This window comes from Streptomyces sp. NPDC014889, from assembly GCF_043081205.1.
Classification (GTDB): Bacteria; Actinomycetota; Actinomycetes; order Streptomycetales; family Streptomycetaceae; genus Streptomyces.
Genome location: NZ_JBIBWH010000012.1, coordinates 126,002 through 141,792, shown reverse-complemented (window position 1 = coordinate 141,792; position 15,791 = coordinate 126,002). Strand labels below are relative to the sequence as shown.

General features: G+C 74.8%; 4 protein-coding genes. All 4 read left to right on the top strand.

Annotation, left to right across the window (positions count from 1 at the left end; genetic code table 11):
- Nucleotides 1-62: 62 nt before the first annotated feature.
- Complete coding sequence (locus tag ACF09J_RS24360) at nucleotides 63-1,226, top strand: SDR family oxidoreductase (protein WP_392307543.1); 1,164 nt, start codon at nucleotides 63-65, stop codon at nucleotides 1,224-1,226.
- Nucleotides 1,227-1,265: 39 nt separating this feature from the next.
- Entirely contained in the window at nucleotides 1,266-2,849 is a 1,584-nt protein-coding gene (locus ACF09J_RS24355) for a PfaD family polyunsaturated fatty acid/polyketide biosynthesis protein (RefSeq protein ID WP_392307542.1), read from the top strand.
- A gap of 56 nt (nucleotides 2,850-2,905) precedes the next feature.
- A complete protein-coding gene (locus ACF09J_RS24350) occupies nucleotides 2,906-9,082 on the top strand; it encodes an SDR family NAD(P)-dependent oxidoreductase (protein ID WP_392307541.1) in 6,177 nt (2,058 codons plus the stop codon).
- Between the two features lie 88 nt (nucleotides 9,083-9,170).
- Nucleotides 9,171-15,791, top strand: a complete 6,621-nt coding sequence (locus ACF09J_RS24345) for a beta-ketoacyl synthase N-terminal-like domain-containing protein (RefSeq protein ID WP_392307540.1) — start codon at nucleotides 9,171-9,173, stop codon at nucleotides 15,789-15,791.

The following is a 15,791-nucleotide window of genomic DNA, read 5'->3' as shown; positions in this document are numbered from 1 at the left end:
CCTTCACCGAGCTCGCCCGCGGTCGTGGTCCTGTCCCTTTCGGAGCCCTTGGAGCCAAGGTCATGCACGTCGCCCTCACCGGCGCCACCGGATTCCTCGGACTGCGTCTGCTGCGCCGCCTGCTCGGCACGCACCGGTCGGTGACGGTCCTGGCCCACGCTGGATCGGGCGACGCGCTGCACCGCATCAGCCGGTTCTTCGAACTGACCGGCGCGCCGACGTCGTTCGTCGCCGGGCTCCCCGGCCGACTGCGGGTGGTGGAGACCGAGTTGGAGCAGCCCGGCCTCGGGCTGTCCAGGCGCGCGTTCCATGAGCTGGCCGACGGGCTCGGCGTGGTCTGGCACAGCGCGGGCAGCATCAACCTGGAGGCGGAGCTTCCCGAGCTGCGCCGGACCAACGTCGAAGGGACCCGGCACGTACTGGAGTTGGCCGCAGCCGGACGCCAAAGACCCGTGGTCCGCCACGTGAGTACCGCCTTCGTGGCGGGAAGCCGGCGTGAGGGGGTGGCGTACGAGGACGAGCTGGACGACGCGTACGGCTTCGAGAACGCCTACGAGCGCTCCAAGTACGAGGCGGAGGTGCTGATCCACGCGTGGTCGCGGCAGCACCGCCGTCCGGTCGTGGTGCTGCGGCCGAGCATCCTGGTCACGGACCAGGCTCCGCACCCGGAACTGCCCTCGCATCCCTTTCAGGTCGTCGAGCGGATCCTGCGCGACGCGCGAGGCGCCGCCGCTCCCGAGAGGCCTGGGAACGACGGCGCCGGGCCGGGTGCCCGTCCCCGCATCCGGCTGGTGGGGCATCCGCACGGCCGGCTGAACCTGACGCAGGTGGACCACGCGGCCGACGTCATGGTGCGGCTGGCCGGCCGGGAGCCCTCGGGCGGAGTCGACACGTACCACGTCGTCCATGACCGCGACGTGCCGGTGCCGACGCTCGTGACCCTGCTGGAGCGGCTGGTCGAGGTGTCGATCGACCTGGTCGCCACGAAGCCGGACGACCCGACGGCGCTGGAGGAGCTGGTGGACTTCTATCCGGGTCTGACGGCCTACCTGGCCCACCGGCGGCGCTTCGACGACACCCGGGTCCGGGCCCTGTTCGGTCCGTCGGCGGCCTCCGGCCGGGTGGACCTCGACTACCTGTGGTCCGGCCTGGCCCCGAGGGATCCGGTCGCCGCCGGGCCGTCGCCCATCCCCGCCGCCGCCTTCTCGTCCGTCCGGTACGCCTGACCCGCGCACCTCGTCCTCCTCTCCCGCTGGAGCCCCTCCGTGCCCGTCCTTTCCCCTCCCGGCGCCCCCGCCGCGTCCCCGCCGGTCTTCTCCCTCGGGGAGATCGCCGCCCGTGCCCGACGGATCCGGGAACCCGTACACGTCGTCAGCGGGCCGAGCGGCCGTGAGCTGGGGCTCGCGACCGGCCCCCTCCCCGACGGCCCGGTGCTCGGTACGCTGCCGCCGCTGTACCCCGAGTGGCTCGGCGGGCGCGCCTTCTGCGAGGCGCACGGCGTCCGTTTCCCTTATGTGGCGGGCGAGATGGCGAACGGCATCGCGACCACGCGGATGGTGTCGGCGATGGCCCGGGCGGAGATGCTGGGCTTCTTCGGCGCCGGCGGCCTGGCGTACGCCGAGGTGGAGCGGGCCGTGCACGCGCTGGCCCAGGAGCTGCGGTCCCGTCCGAACTGGGGCGTGAACCTCATCCACTCACCGGCCGAGCCCGCCCTGGAGTTCCGCGTCGCCGAGCTGCTGCTGCGCTGCGGCGTGCCCCGGATCTCGGCGTCGGCGTTCATGGAGCTGACCCCGGCCGTCGTGCTGTGCTCGGCCCGGGGGCTGCGCCGGGGCGCCGACGGCGGGATCGTCCGGCGTACGCGGATCCTCGCCAAGGTCTCCCGGCCGGAGGTGGCCGAGAGGTTCCTCTCCCCCGCCCCTGCCGCGTTGCTGGACCTGCTCGTCGCCCAGGGGAGGCTGACCCCGGAGGAAGCCGGTCTGGCGGCCCTGGTGCCGGTGGCCGAGGACATCACCGTGGAGGCCGACAGCGGAGGTCACACCGACAACCGGCCGTTGTCTGCCCTGCTGCCGAGGATCGTCCTGCTGCGCGACGCCCTGTGCCGGCGGTTCGGCCACCCCCGGCCGGTCAGGATCGGCGCGGCCGGCGGGCTGGGCACGCCGGACGCGGTGGCCGCCGCCTTCGCCCTCGGCGCGTCCTACGTGGTCGTCGGATCGGTGAACCAGACGGCCGTCGAGGCGGGCCTGTCCGACGAGGCCAAGGCGATGCTCTGCGAGGCGGATGTCGCCGACGTGGCCATGGCACCGGCGGCGGACATGTTCGAGCTGGGGGTCACGTTGCAAGTGCTGTCCCGGGGAACGATGTTCGCCCACCGGGCCGCCAGGCTTCAGGCGGCGTACCGGGCGCACGGCTCGCTGGAGGAGATCCCGCCGCCGGTGCGCGCCGTGATCGAACGGGATGTGCTGCGTGCCTCGTTCGACGAGGTCTGGCAGCGTACTCGTGCGTTCTGGGAGCGGCGCGACCCCTCGGAGATCACGCGTGCGGAGGCCGATCCCAAGCACCGTATGGCGCTGGTCTTCCGCTGGTACCTGGGCAGTTCCAGCCGGTGGGCGATCAGCGGGGAGTCGGCGCGGCGTGCCGACTACCAGATCTGGTGCGGTCCGGCGATGGGCGCGTTCAACCGCTGGGTCGCGGGCTCGTTCCTGGCCGAACCGGCGAACCGGTCCGTGGTGCAGATCGCGCTCAACCTGCTCGAAGGCGCCGCGGTGCTCACCCGCGCCCATCAACTGCGCACCTATGGAGTCCCATTGCCTCCCGAGGCGTTCGCCTACATCCCGAGCGGGCTGGCATGAGCGGCCCCCGTGTCCCGGAGGCGTCAGCAACAGCCGTCCATCCCCGAGGAGATGCCGTGTCCGCTTCCGTCCCCGGGCAGGTGCCCGTCGCCGTGGTCGGTGTCGGGGCCCTGGTGCCCGGCGCGACGGACGCGGCCGGCTACTGGCGGATCGTGACCGGCGCCCGGGACCTGCTCACCGACGTACCCGCCTCCCGCTGGCTGGTGGCGGACCACTACGACCCGGACCCGGCCGCCCCGGACAAGACGTACGCCCGCCGGGGCGCCTTCCTGCCGGAGGTGGACTTCGACCCGCTGGCGTACGGTGTGCCGCCCGCCGGCCTGTCCGCGACGGACACCTCCCAACTGCTCGCCCTGATGGTCGCCGACCAGGTGCTGACCGACGTCGGCGGTCTGTCGGACATGGACCGGGACCGGGTCGGAGTCGTCCTCGGCGCTGCCGCCCTGGAACTCCTTCCGCACATGTACGGGCGCGCCCAACGCCCGGTGTGGTTGAAGGCGTTGAGGGAGCACGGTCTCGCGGAGGCCGAGGCGCGGACGGTGTGCGACCGCATCTCGGCTCACTTCAGCCCCTGGCAGGAGTCGACCTTCCCGGGCCTGCTCGGCAATGTCGTCGCGGGCCGGATCACCAACCGGTTCGACCTGCACGGCATCAACCACACCACCGACGCCGCCTGCGCCAGCTCCCTCGCGGCCCTGTCCACGGCGGTCGGTGAACTGGCGCTCGGGCGGGCCGACCTGGTGATCAGCGGAGGTGTGGACACCGGCAACGACATCGGCATGTTCCTGTGCTTCTCCAAGACGCCCGCGCTGTCCCGCACCGGTGACTGCCGTCCGTTCTCGGACGCGGCGGACGGCACCATGCTGGGCGAAGCGGTCGTCATGTACGCCCTGAAGCGGCTGTCCGACGCGGAGCGGGACGGCGACCGGATCCACGCGGTGATCCGGGGCATCGGCACCTCCTCCGACGGCCGGAGTACGGCGATCTACGCGCCGCTTCCCGACGGTCAGGCACGGGCTCTGCGGCGCGCGTACGAGCAGGCGGGCTACGACCCGCGGACCGTGGAGCTGGTGGAGGCGCACGGGACCGGCACGAAGGCCGGGGACGCCGCCGAACTGACCGCACTGCGCGAGGTGTTCGGGGCGCCGGGGCGTACGGAGGGACCGCGTGCGGAGGGACCGCACAAGGACGGGCAGCCTACAGACGGGCCGCGTAGGGACGGGCAGTGGTGCGCGCTCGGCTCGGTCAAGTCGCAGATCGGGCACACCAAGTGCGCGGCGGGCGCGGCGGGGCTGCTCAAGGCGGTCATGGCCCTGCGTCACAAGGTGCTGCCGCCGACCATCAAGGTCGACCGGCCGGTCCCGGCGGCCGCCGACCCGGACGGCCCGTTCTACGTCAACACCGAGGCCCGGCCGTGGGTGCGGCCCGCAGGTCATCCGCGCCGCGCGTCGGTGTCGAGCTTCGGCTTCGGGGGCAGCAACTTCCACGTCACGCTCGAGGAGTACGTGCCCTCGGGCACCCCGGCCCGGGTGCCACCGCGCCATCGCTCCGTGCCGAACGAACTCGTCCTGTTCAGCGGCGCGGCACCGTCCGACCTGGTGCCGCCGGAGATCGACGGCGACCGTCCGCTGGCCGCGCTCGCCCGGGAGAGCCACCGCGCGTTCTCGCCCGCCGACCCGGTGCGGCTGGCCGTCGTCGCCACGGACACCGAGGACCTGCGGGAGAAGCACGCGCAGGCGCTCGCGCTGATCCGGCAGCGGCCCGGCACGGCCCTGTCGACACCGAACGGCATCCGGTACGCCGTCGGGGAGCCCGCACCCGGCCGTCTCGCCTTCCTGTTCCCCGGGCAGGGGTCCCAGTACGTGGGGATGGGCGCCGACCTCGCCATGCTCTCGCCGGCCGCCCAGGCCGTGTGGGACCGGCTCGGCGGCACCAGCTTCGACGGACGGCCCCTGCACCGGGTGGTGTTCCCGCCGCCCGCCTTCACCGACGAGGAGCGCACGGCTCGGGCGGAGCTCCTGGCCGCCACCGAGTGGGCGCAGCCCGCGCTCGCGGTGCACGCGCTCGCGCTGCTGGACGTACTGCGGGATCTCGGACTGCGGCCGGACTGCGTGGCGGGCCACAGTTTCGGTGAGCTGGTGGCGCTGCACCGCGCGGGTGCCCTGGACGCCGACGTGCTGGTCGGTCTGGCCCGCAGGCGCGGTGAGTTGATGCGGGACGCGGCCGTCGTACCGGGCGCGATGCTGGCCGTCGCGGCGGACCGCGAGCACGTGGTGTCGGTGCTGGCCGCCGGCGGGTTCGGCGACATCTGGCCGGCCAACCTCAACTCCCCGCGCCAGGTGGTTCTTTCGGGCACGAAGGAGGCCGTCGAACGCGCCGAAAAGGCGTTCACGGCCGAGGGCGTCGGCACGCGCCGGCTGGCCACGTCGACCGCGTTCCACAGCCCGCTGGTCGCCCCGGCCGGCGAGCCCCTCGCCGCGTTCCTGCGCACGGTCCCGCTCACGGAGCCACGGATCGAGGTGTACGGCAACGCGGACGCGGCACCGTACCCGTCGTCGCCCGACGAGGTGCGCCGCCGCATCGCCGGCCATCCGGCCTCACCGGTGCTCTTCCAGGACCAGGTCGAGGCGATGTACGCGGCGGGGGTGCGGACCTTCGTCGAGGTCGGCGCGGGCACCGCGCTGACCGGCCTGGTCGGGCAGATCCTCGGTGACCGCGAGCACGCGGCCGTCCCCCTGGACCGGCCCGACCGGTGCGGGATCACCACCCTGCACACCGCGCTCGGCGAACTCGCCGTACGCGGCGTCCCTCTCGACTTCGATCCCCTCTGGGCGCCGTACGCCGTGCCCGGGACCCCCGCCAAGGAGCACGCGCCCCGGATGACCGTGAAGATCAGCGGAGCGAACCACGGTCAGCTCTACCCGCCCCGGACCGAGAGCGCCGCGCCATCACCATTCGGGCCCATGCCCGAGCCCGCACCCGCCCCTGCCCATTCCCCCGCCCCCGCCCCCGCCCCCGCCCCCGCCCCCGACACCCCGGTGGTTCCCATGCCCGCGTACGAAGCCGAGCCGTCGCCCAACCATGCGCCCGCGTACGACCCCGTGCCCGCGTACGACCCCGTGCCCGCCCACGACGCCGTGTCCCCGTACGGTGCCGAGCCCGGAGCCGTCCTCGGAGCCGAGTGGTACACCGCGGTGGAGAGCGTCCAGCGGCACACGGCGGAGGCCCACGCGGCCTGTCAACGCATGCTGACCGACAGCCATATGGCCTTTCTGCGGATGACCGAGACCACGCTGGCCGCGATGCTCGGGGTCCAGGGCGACACGGGTCTGGTCGACGCCCCGGCTCCGCCGGCACCGCTGCCGCTCCCCCGTCCTCCGGCGCCTCGGCAGGCCCCGGCCCCCGTGACACCGGCCCCCGTGACGACCGGCGTTCCCGCGACCACGCCCGCCTTCGTACCCGCCGGGCCCGGCGAGGCGCCGTCACCCGCACCGGTCACCACCGAGGACCGGGCTCCGGCCGCCGTCCCGGTGGCTCCCCCGGCCCCGGCCACCGATGGCGCGCCCCTGTCGGCGCCCGCGCTGGAGGAACTCCTGCTCTCGGTGGTGGCCCGGCTCACCGGCTACCCGGCTGAAATGCTCAATGTCGACATGGAGTTGGAGGCGGATCTCGGCGTCGACTCGATCAAGCGGGTCGAGATCCTGTCGGCCGTGCGCCGCAGCGTCGGCGACGTCGCGACGGGAGACGTCGGAGAGCTCGGCAAGCTCCGCACACTGCGCGCGATCGTCGAGGCGCTCACGGCGGTCGGCCGGCAGCCCGGCGTCCCGTCGGCACCGGACTCGCCGTCCGTGTCCCGGTCCCCCTCCGTCCCTGTCCCTGGGAGCCCCTCCGCCCCCGGGACTCCCGTCACCACCGCGATTCCCGCCGTCCCGGAAATCCCCGCCATGCGCACCGAGTCCCGGCAGGAGACGGCGCTGACGAGGCTGGTGCCGTGCGTGGCGGAGTCACCGGCGTCCGGTCTGGCGATGGCGGGGCTCCTGGACGGACCGCTCGTGGTGACGGGCGGGAGCCCCGACGGCACCGGGCTCACCGGCCTCGTCGCGCGGAAGCTGGCGGAGCACGGCGTGGACGCCACCGCCGTGGCGGACGTGCCCGGGGACGCGCGCGGTGTCGTACACCTCGGCGGGCTGACCGGGAGCGGCGCGCCGGACGAGGCGCGGGAGGTCCACCGGTCGGTGTTCGGCGCGGCGCGCACGATCGCGGCGCAAACGGCCGAGCGGGGCGGAGTGTTCGTGACCGTGCAGGACACCGGGGGCGACTTCGGGCTCGGTGGTCACGCGGCCGACCGGGCATGGCTGAGCGGGGTCGCCGGTCTGACCAGGACCGCGGCGAAGGAGTGGCCGGGTGCCTCGGTCAAGGCCGTCGACTGCGAGCGGGGCGGCCGCAGCGACGAGGAGATCGCGGAGGCCATCGTGCGGGAGCTGCTGGAAGGCGGCCCCGACCTGGATGTGGGTCTCCGCGCGGACGGCACCCGCACCACCCTGCGGTCGGTGCCCACGCCGGTGACGCCCGACAGTACCCGGCGGATCACGTCGGAGTCGGTGATCGTGGCCACCGGAGGGGCCCGCGGGGTGACCGCCGCCGCGCTGCTGGACCTGGCCAGGACCCACCGGCCGCGGATCGTGCTGCTCGGCAGGACGGCACCGGTGCCCGAGCCGGAAGGGCTCGCGTCGGCAGCCGACGAACCGGCGCTCACCCGGCTGCTCGCCGAGCGTTGCACCGAGGACGCGGTGGACTCCTCGCCCGCCCGGATCGCGGCGCGGGCCCGGGAGATCCTGGCCGCGCGCGAGGTGCGGGCGACGCTGGCGGCGCTGGAGGAGGCGGGGTCCGCCGTCCGGTACGTCCAGGTGGACGTCCGCGACGAGGACGCGGTGGCCGCCGCACTGTGCGACGTACGTAACGCGTGGGGACCGGTCACCGGCATCGTGCACGGTGCGGGAGTGCTGGCCGACAAGCTGATCGCCGACAAGACCGACGAGCAGGTCGAGTTGGTGATGTCCACCAAGGTGGACGGTCTGCGCGCGCTGCTGGCCGCGACGGCGGACGATCCGCTGGACGTGATCTGCCTGTTCTCCTCGGTGGCCGCCGTGTTCGGCAACGCGGGGCAGAGCGACTACGCCATGGCCAACGAGATCCTGGCTCAGGTCGCGTCCGCCGAGCAGGCCCGCCGCCCCGGCTGCCTGGTGCGGTGCGTCGCCTGGGGCCCGTGGCGCGGCGGCATGGTCACGCCCGCTCTGGCCGGGCACTTCGGCCGGTCCGGGGTTCCGCTGATCCCTCTGGAGCAGGGGGCGGCCGCTTTCACGGCCGAACTGGACGGCTCCCCCGGTGCGGCCCGCGTCGTCCTGGTGGCCGGGGACGATCCGGAGGCCCTGTCCCCGGCCGGCGATCCGCGTCCGGCCGAGCTGCTGGTCCGGGCGGACAGCCTGCCGCAGCTGGCCGACCACGCGGTCACCGGGGTGCCCGTGCTTCCCGTGGCGACGGTCCTGAACTGGTTCGCCGGGGCGGCCACCGCCTGGCTGCCGGGCGCCGGCCCCGTCGTCCTGCGCGACCTGCGGGTGTACAGGAAGTGCGCCCTGCCCGAACTGGCCGGCGCGGGCCACCGGCTCACCCTGCACGGCAGCCGGGGCGCGGCCGGTTCGCCGTCGGGGCTGGAGGCGGAACTGCGGGGCGACGGCGGGGTGGCACACTTCCGGGCCGTTCTGGACACCGGGGCCGAGGGGCCGGATCCGGCCGCGTGGAGCAGCCCGGAGGACCTCCAGCCCCTGGACCGCGCCGAGTTGTACGACGGGGACAGCCTCTTCCACGGCCCCCGGTTCCACTGCGTCCGCTCGCTGCACGGGGTTTCGGAGCATGGTGCCGAGGCGGTCGTCGCGGGCGTACGGGTACTGGAGTGGCCGGGCGAGCACTGGCCGCTCGACCCGGCCGCCGTGGACGGCGCGCTCCAACTCGCCCTGGTCTGGGCGCAGGAGGCACTCGGGGCGGCGACACTGCCGATGGCCGTGGCGGAGTGCAGGGTGCACCGGCGCGGCCCGGTGGAGGGCACCGTGCGGTGTGTGCTGCGGGGCCGGAAGGTCCACAGCACGGGGGCGCGCTGCGATGCGGCGCTCATCGACGCCGACGGGGCCGTCCGTCTGGAGCTGCTGGGCGTGGAACTCGTCCGCCGCCCCTCCTGAGTCCCGGCCCCTCCCGTACCGCGCGCCCTTCCGCGCCCCGGCAGCCGCGAACCAGCCCTGCCTTGCCCCGTCTTGAAGTGAGACCCGCATGCAATTCGAACCGATCGCCGTCGTCGGCCGGGGCTGTGTGCTGCCCGGCGCGCTCGATCCGGACACGTTCTGGGACAACGTGGCCGCGGGCCGCGCCGGCCTGTCGGCCGTCCCGGAGGGCCGGTGGCGGCTGCCCCGCCGCTGGGCCATGGGCTCGGTGGACGACCATCTCGACCGCACCTGGACCGATGTCGGCGGGTACGTAAGGGGGTTCGAGTCCGTCTTCGACCCGGGCGGCTTCCGGATCGCCCCGGAGCTCATCCTGTCGCTGGACCCGCTCTTCCACTGGGTCATGCACGGCGTCCGGCAGGCACTCACGGAGGCGGGCCGCGAGGGTCCCTTGCCGCGTGCGGGTCTGGTGCTGGGAAACCTGTCCTACCCCACGCCGTCGGGGGCCGCTTTCGCCGAGCACGTCTGGCTGTCCGCTCAGCGACCACCGCTCCATGAGGCCCTGTTGACGGCAGAGCGCCGGGAGCGGCCCGACGCCCGGAACCGCTTCTCGTCCGGGCTGCCCGCCCTGCTGGCGGCCCGGGCCCTCGGGCTCGGCGCGGGCGCGTGGTCCCTCGACGCCGCCTGCGCATCGTCGCTGTACGCGATCAAGCTGGCGTGCGACCGGCTGCACGACGGCACGGCGGACCTGATGGTGGCCGGCGCGGTCAGCCGGGCGGACCCCCTCTATCTGCACGTGGGGTTCTGCGCGCTGTCGGCGACGAGCCGCACGGGTCGCAGCCGGCCCTTCCACCGGGACGCGGACGGCCTGGTGCACGGCGAGGGCGCCGGGTTCGTCGCCCTGATGCGGCTGCCCGAGGCCCGCGCCGCCCGGCTGCCCGTGCTCGGCGTGATCCGCGGTGTCGGGTTGTCCAACGACGGGCGCGGCGCCGGGCTGATCAGTCCGTCGGAGGAGGGGCAGGTCCGGGCCATGCGCCTGGCGTACGAGACTTCGGGCGTCGCGCCCGAGACCGTGTCGCTCGTCGAGTGCCACGCGACGGGGACGCCGGTCGGGGACGCGGTGGAGGCGCGCGGCATGGCCCGGGTCTTCGGGGCCGGTGAGGACGTGCCCATCGGTTCGGTGAAGTCGAACGTCGGGCACCTGCTGGCGTCCGCGGGCGTGGCGGGGCTGCTGAAGGTGCTCGGTGCCCTGCGCGCCGGGGTGCGTCCGGCGACGCTCGGGGCGGAACGGCCGCTCGAGGCACTGGCGGGCACGCCGTTGCGGGTGCTGACCGCGCCGGAACCGTGGCCGGGGCCGCGGCGGGCGGCGGTGAGCGCGTTCGGGTTCGGCGGGACCAACGCCCATCTGGTGGTGGACCTTCCGGACGGCGACCCGGTGCCCGCCGTATCGCGACCGCTTCTCTCGGCGTCCGCGCCGTCGCGGCCGGTCCGCCCGCCGGTCGCCGCCGTGCCCGCCCCCGCCCGGCAGCCGGAGTCGCCGGGCGGCCGTACGCCGGTGGCGGTCGTCGCCCTCGGCGCCCGCGTCGGCGACGGGACCTGCACCGAGGACTTCCGGCGGGCGGTGCTGGGCGGTGAGCGGCGCGGCCCCGCCACGGAGGTCGCCGTGGAGTTGAGGGACCTGTGCTTCCCGCCCCTGGCGCTGCAGCGGACGGTACGCCATCAGCTCCTGGTGCTGGAGGCCGCCCGGGAGGCCGTACGGTCGGTGTCCCTGCCGCGGGAGCGGACCATGGTGGTCGTCGGCATGGGGGTGGACCCCGAGGTGGCCCGGGCGGGCGCCCGCTGGCGGGTTCCCCACTGGCTGGAGCAGGCCGGACTTCCCGCCACGGAGGCGTCGGCGGGCCTCGCCCGGGACGCGTTCGTGCCGCCCATGACCGCGGAGGCGGTGGTGGGCAGCATGCCGAATCTCGTGGCGAACCGGATCAGTACCCAACTCGACCTGGCGGGGCCGGGGTTCGCCGTATCGGCGGAGGAGGCGTCCGGGCTGGTGGCGCTGGAGCTCGCGGCCCGGGCCGTACGGTCGGGGGAGGCCGACGCCGCGCTCGTCGGCGCCACCGACCTGTCCTGCGAGGCGGTGCACCGGGCCGCCGGGCGGGAGTTGGGACGCGAGGACGAACCGGGGGACGCCGCCGTCGTCCTGGTCCTCAAGTCCCTGGACACCGCGCGCAGGGACGGCGACACCGTCGTCGCCCTGCTCGACGAGGAGTCCGCGGGCGCACCCGACATGGTCATCGGGGACAGTTCCGACGCGGTGTTCGACCCGGCGTCCGTCTTCGGGCGCGCTCACGCCGCGTGCGGGCTGGTCTCCGTGGCGGTCGCGGCGCTCTCGCTCCAGCACCGCGCCGTGCCGCGTCCGGGCGGTCCCGCGGACACCGCGGCCGTCACGCACACCGCGAAGGCCGTGGTGACCCCGATGGAAGGGCCCACCGCGAGTGTCCGGCTGCGCGCGGGAGACGCCCGGCCCTGGCTGCGGGGCCCGGCTCCGCGCCTGCACGTCTTCTCCGGGGCCGACCGCCGGGAGGTGCTGGCCGCGCTGGAGTCCGGTACGGAGTCCGGTGCCGGGCCGGCCCGGCTGGCGCTCGTGGCCGACGACGACGCGTTGCCGGGCCGTGTGGAGGCCGCCCGTCGCTGGCTGGCCGGGAGCGGGACCCGTCCGGCCGATGTGGCGTACCGGGACAGGCCGGTCACGGGGCAGACGGCGTTCGTGTACACCAACGGCTCGGCCGCGTACCCGGACATGGGCCACGCGTTGCTGCTCGCGCTGCCGTCGCTCGGCGAGGCCGTCCGGGCCCGGCACGGGCTCATCGGGGCGCGACCGCGGTCCCGGGCGGAGCGCGGAGTGTTCGACCAGATCTGGGCCGCCGCCGAACTCGCCACTGTGCACACGGTGTTCAGCCGGGAGGTGCTCGGGCTGCGGCCGGACGCCGCTCTCGGGTACTCCTCGGGCGAGTCGGCCGCCCTGGTGGCGCTGGGTGCCTGGCCGGACTCGGCGAGGCTGTACGAGGCCACCCGGGACAGTGGTCTGTTCACGACCGAACTCACCGGTGAACTCAGGGCGGTCCGGCGGCACTGGGAGCGTCTGGGGGTCCGGGGCTCCCGCTGGTCGAGCCATCTGGTCACGGCCCCCATCGACGCGGTCCGCACCGAACTCGCCACCGAGGCCGCGGTCCATCTGATGGCGGTGAACGCGCCCGGAGTCTGCGTCATCGGCGGCGAGTCGCGTGCGTGCGCGGCCGTCGTGGCGAGGCTCGGTGCCGACCGCGCGATCGAGCTCGACTACGACCTCGCCGCCCATGCACCGGAGTTGGCGGAGATCCGCGAGGTATGGCGTCGGGCCCATCACCAGCCCACCGTCGACGTGCCCGGTGTGCGGTTCTACAGCGGGGCCACCGGGCAGTCGTACCGGCCGACGGCCGAGCGGGCGGCCGAGGCCCTCACCGCGCAGGGGCTGAACACGATCGACTTCGCGGCCACGGTCGAACAGGCGTGGGCCGACGGTGTCCGGGTCTTCGTGGAGCACGGGCCGCGCAAGCTGTGCACCGGCTGGATCAAGCGGGTGCTCGGCGACCGGGACCATGTGGCCGTCGCGCTGGACACCCCGGGCGACACCGGGCTGCGGCAGCCCTGCCTGGCCGTGGCCGAACTCGTCGCCGCGGGGGTGCCGGTACACGCCGACGAACTGTTCGCCCGGCTCGCGGAGGCCGCCGTCGAGGCCCCGCGTCCCCGGCCCACGGTCACCGTCCCCGTACCCGCGCCTCCCGCGCTGCCACCGCTGGAGCCGGCCCTGGTGACCCTGCCCCGCGCCCCCGAGCTGGCGCCGGTGCAGGACCGGGAGCCCGGCCGGTCCGCGGCACCGGCCTCCGTTGCCGAGCCCCGGCGCGGTGCCGTGGAGCGGCGTCCGGCGCCGAGCGTCCGGCCGGCGGACCCGGACGGACGGGATCCGCGGGTGACGGGCGCCCGCGCCGCGGCCCTCCGGCAGACCCGGCGGGTCGCCGCGCTGCACCAGGAGCTCCTCGCCGGGCACACCGAGGCCCATCGGAGGTTCCTGCGGATGTCCGCTCTCGCCGTCACCGCGCTCAGCGGCGGCGGGCCCGTTCCGGTACGGCCACCGGGCCTCCCGGCCCCGCGGCCGGCCTCCGCACGGCCCACGCCCCCACCGAAGGCGTCACCCGCGCCGCCCCTGAGGCCGGGGCCGAAGTTCGACCGCGCCCAGCTGGAGCACCTCGCCTCCCGGGCGGTCTCCACGCTGTTCGGCCCCCGCTTCGCCGAGCAGGACGCGTACGCGGTGCAGACCCGGATGCCCGAGCCGCCCATGCTGCTCGCGGACCGGGTCACCGGCATCGACGCCGTGCAGGCGGCGCTCACCATGCCCGGCCCGGTGCGCACCGACGGGACGATCTGGACGGAGACCGACGTCCTGCCCGGCAGCTGGTACCTGGACTCCGCCGGACGCATGCCCGCCGGGCTGCTGATCGAGGCGGGCCAGGCGGATCTGCTCCTGCTCAGCTGGCTGGGCGTCGACCTGCTCAACCGCGGCGAGCGCGCCTACCGGCTGCTCGGCTGCGAGGTGACGTACCACGGCAGCCCGCCGCAGGCGGGCGACACCCTGCGCTACGAGATCCACGTCGACGGCCACGCGGAGCACGACGGCGTCCGGCTGTCCTTCTTCCACTACGACTGCTACGTGGACGGCGAACTCCGGCTCAGCGTCCGCGAGGGCCAGGCCGGGTTCTTCACTCCCGAGGAGCTCGCGGGCAGCGGCGGTGTGCGGTGGGATCCCGCCGAGTGGCCGCCCGGCGACGACCTGCCGCTCGACGCGCCCGCCGTGCGCTGCGGGCGGACCCGCTTCGACGCGGACCGGGTGCGGGCCCTGGCCCAGGGCCGGCCGGCGGACTGCTTCGGCCCCGGCTGGGAGGCGACGGCGGCCCATGTCCGCTCACCGCGGATCGACGACGGCAGGCTGCGCCTGCTGCACGAGGTGACCGCGTTCGACCCGGCCGGAGGGCCGTGGGGCCGCGGCTACCTGCGGGCCGAGACCCCTCTGTCGCCGGACGACTGGTTCTTCGCGGGCCACTTCAAGAACGACCCCTGCATGCCGGGCACCCTGATGCTCCACGGCGGTCTCCAGGCCATGGCGTTCTACCTGACGGCCATGGGCTTCACCGTGGACCGGGACGGCTGGCGTTTCGAGCCCGTCGCCGGCCGCCCCTGCAAGGCGATGTGCCGGGGCCAGGCGACACCGGCCGGCCGACGCGTCGTCTACGAGGTGTTCGTACGCGGTGTCTCGGCCGGTCCTGTGCCGACGCTGTACGCCGATGTGCTGGGCTCGGTGGACGGGGCGAAGGCGTTCCTGGGCCGGGACGTGGCGCTGCGGCTGGTGCCCGACTGGCCGCTGTCGCACTGGCGGCACTCGGGCCCGCCCGTCGTGCAGGGCAGCGGTGCGCCGGTGCCGCTTCCCCTGCTCGGCGGGCTGGCCGGGCACCGGGAGGAGAAGCCGGTGGCGACGGCGGCCGACGGACTCCCCTTCGGCTACGCCTCGTTGCTGGCCTGTGCCTGGGGCAGACCGAGTGAGGCGTTCGGCACCGCGTACGAGCCCTTCGACGGCACCCGCAGAGTCGCGCGGCTGCCCGGTCCGCCGTACCACTTCATGAGCCGGATCGTCTCGGTGGACGGTCCGCAGGGCGGTATGCGGGAGGGCAGCGCTGTCGTAGCGGAGTACGACGTGCCCGCGCGGGCCTGGTACTTCGAGCAGAGCGGCTGCCGTACGATGCCGTTCGCCGTCCTGATGGAGATCGCGCTGCAGCCCTGCGGGTGGCTGGCCTCCTACGTGGGCAGCGCGCTGACCACCGACACGGATCTGCTGTTCCGCAACCTCGACGGGGCGGGGACGGTCACCGGTGAGGTGACCCCGGCGACGGGCACGGTCCGCACCCATGCCGAACTGACCCGTGTCTCGCAGAGCGGGGACATGATCATCGAGTCGTTCCGGGTGAGGTGCACGGCCGACGACGCGCCGCTGTTCGAACTGTCCACGACGTTCGGCTACTTCCCGCCGGCCGCCTTCGACCAGCAGCAGGGCCTCCTGGTCCCGGCCGAGGCCCGGGCCCGCCTCGACGAATCCCGTGGACCCCGCGACCGCGTCGTCGACCTGACCGCCCGGCCCGCTCGTTACTGCGCCGGGGAGCCGCGGCTGCCGGGCCCGATGCTGCTGATGCTCGACCGGATCACCGGCTCCTGGCCGGACGGGGGCAGCCGGGGGCTGGGGCGGCTGCGGTCGGAGAAGGACGTGCTCCCCGACGAGTGGTTCTTCCGGGCGCACTTCTTCCAGGACCCGGTGCAGCCGGGGTCGTTGGGCGTCGAAGCCATGTGCCAGCTCCTCCAGTACCACCTGCTCGAACGCGGCGCCGCGGACGGCATCCCGCGCCCCCGCTTCGAGCCGGTGCTGCCCGGCCGCGAGACGACCTGGACCTACCGCGGCCAGATCACCCCGGCCAACCGGCTGATCCGGGTGGACATGGACATCACGGAGAGCGGCACGGACGCGCGGGGCCCCTACGCGACGGCGGACGCGACGCTGTGGGGCGACGACACGTGCATCTACCGAGTGCGCGGTCTGGGCATGCGCGTGGTCTCCGACGCGCCCGCCGGACCCTCGGCCGCCCCCATGAGGTGA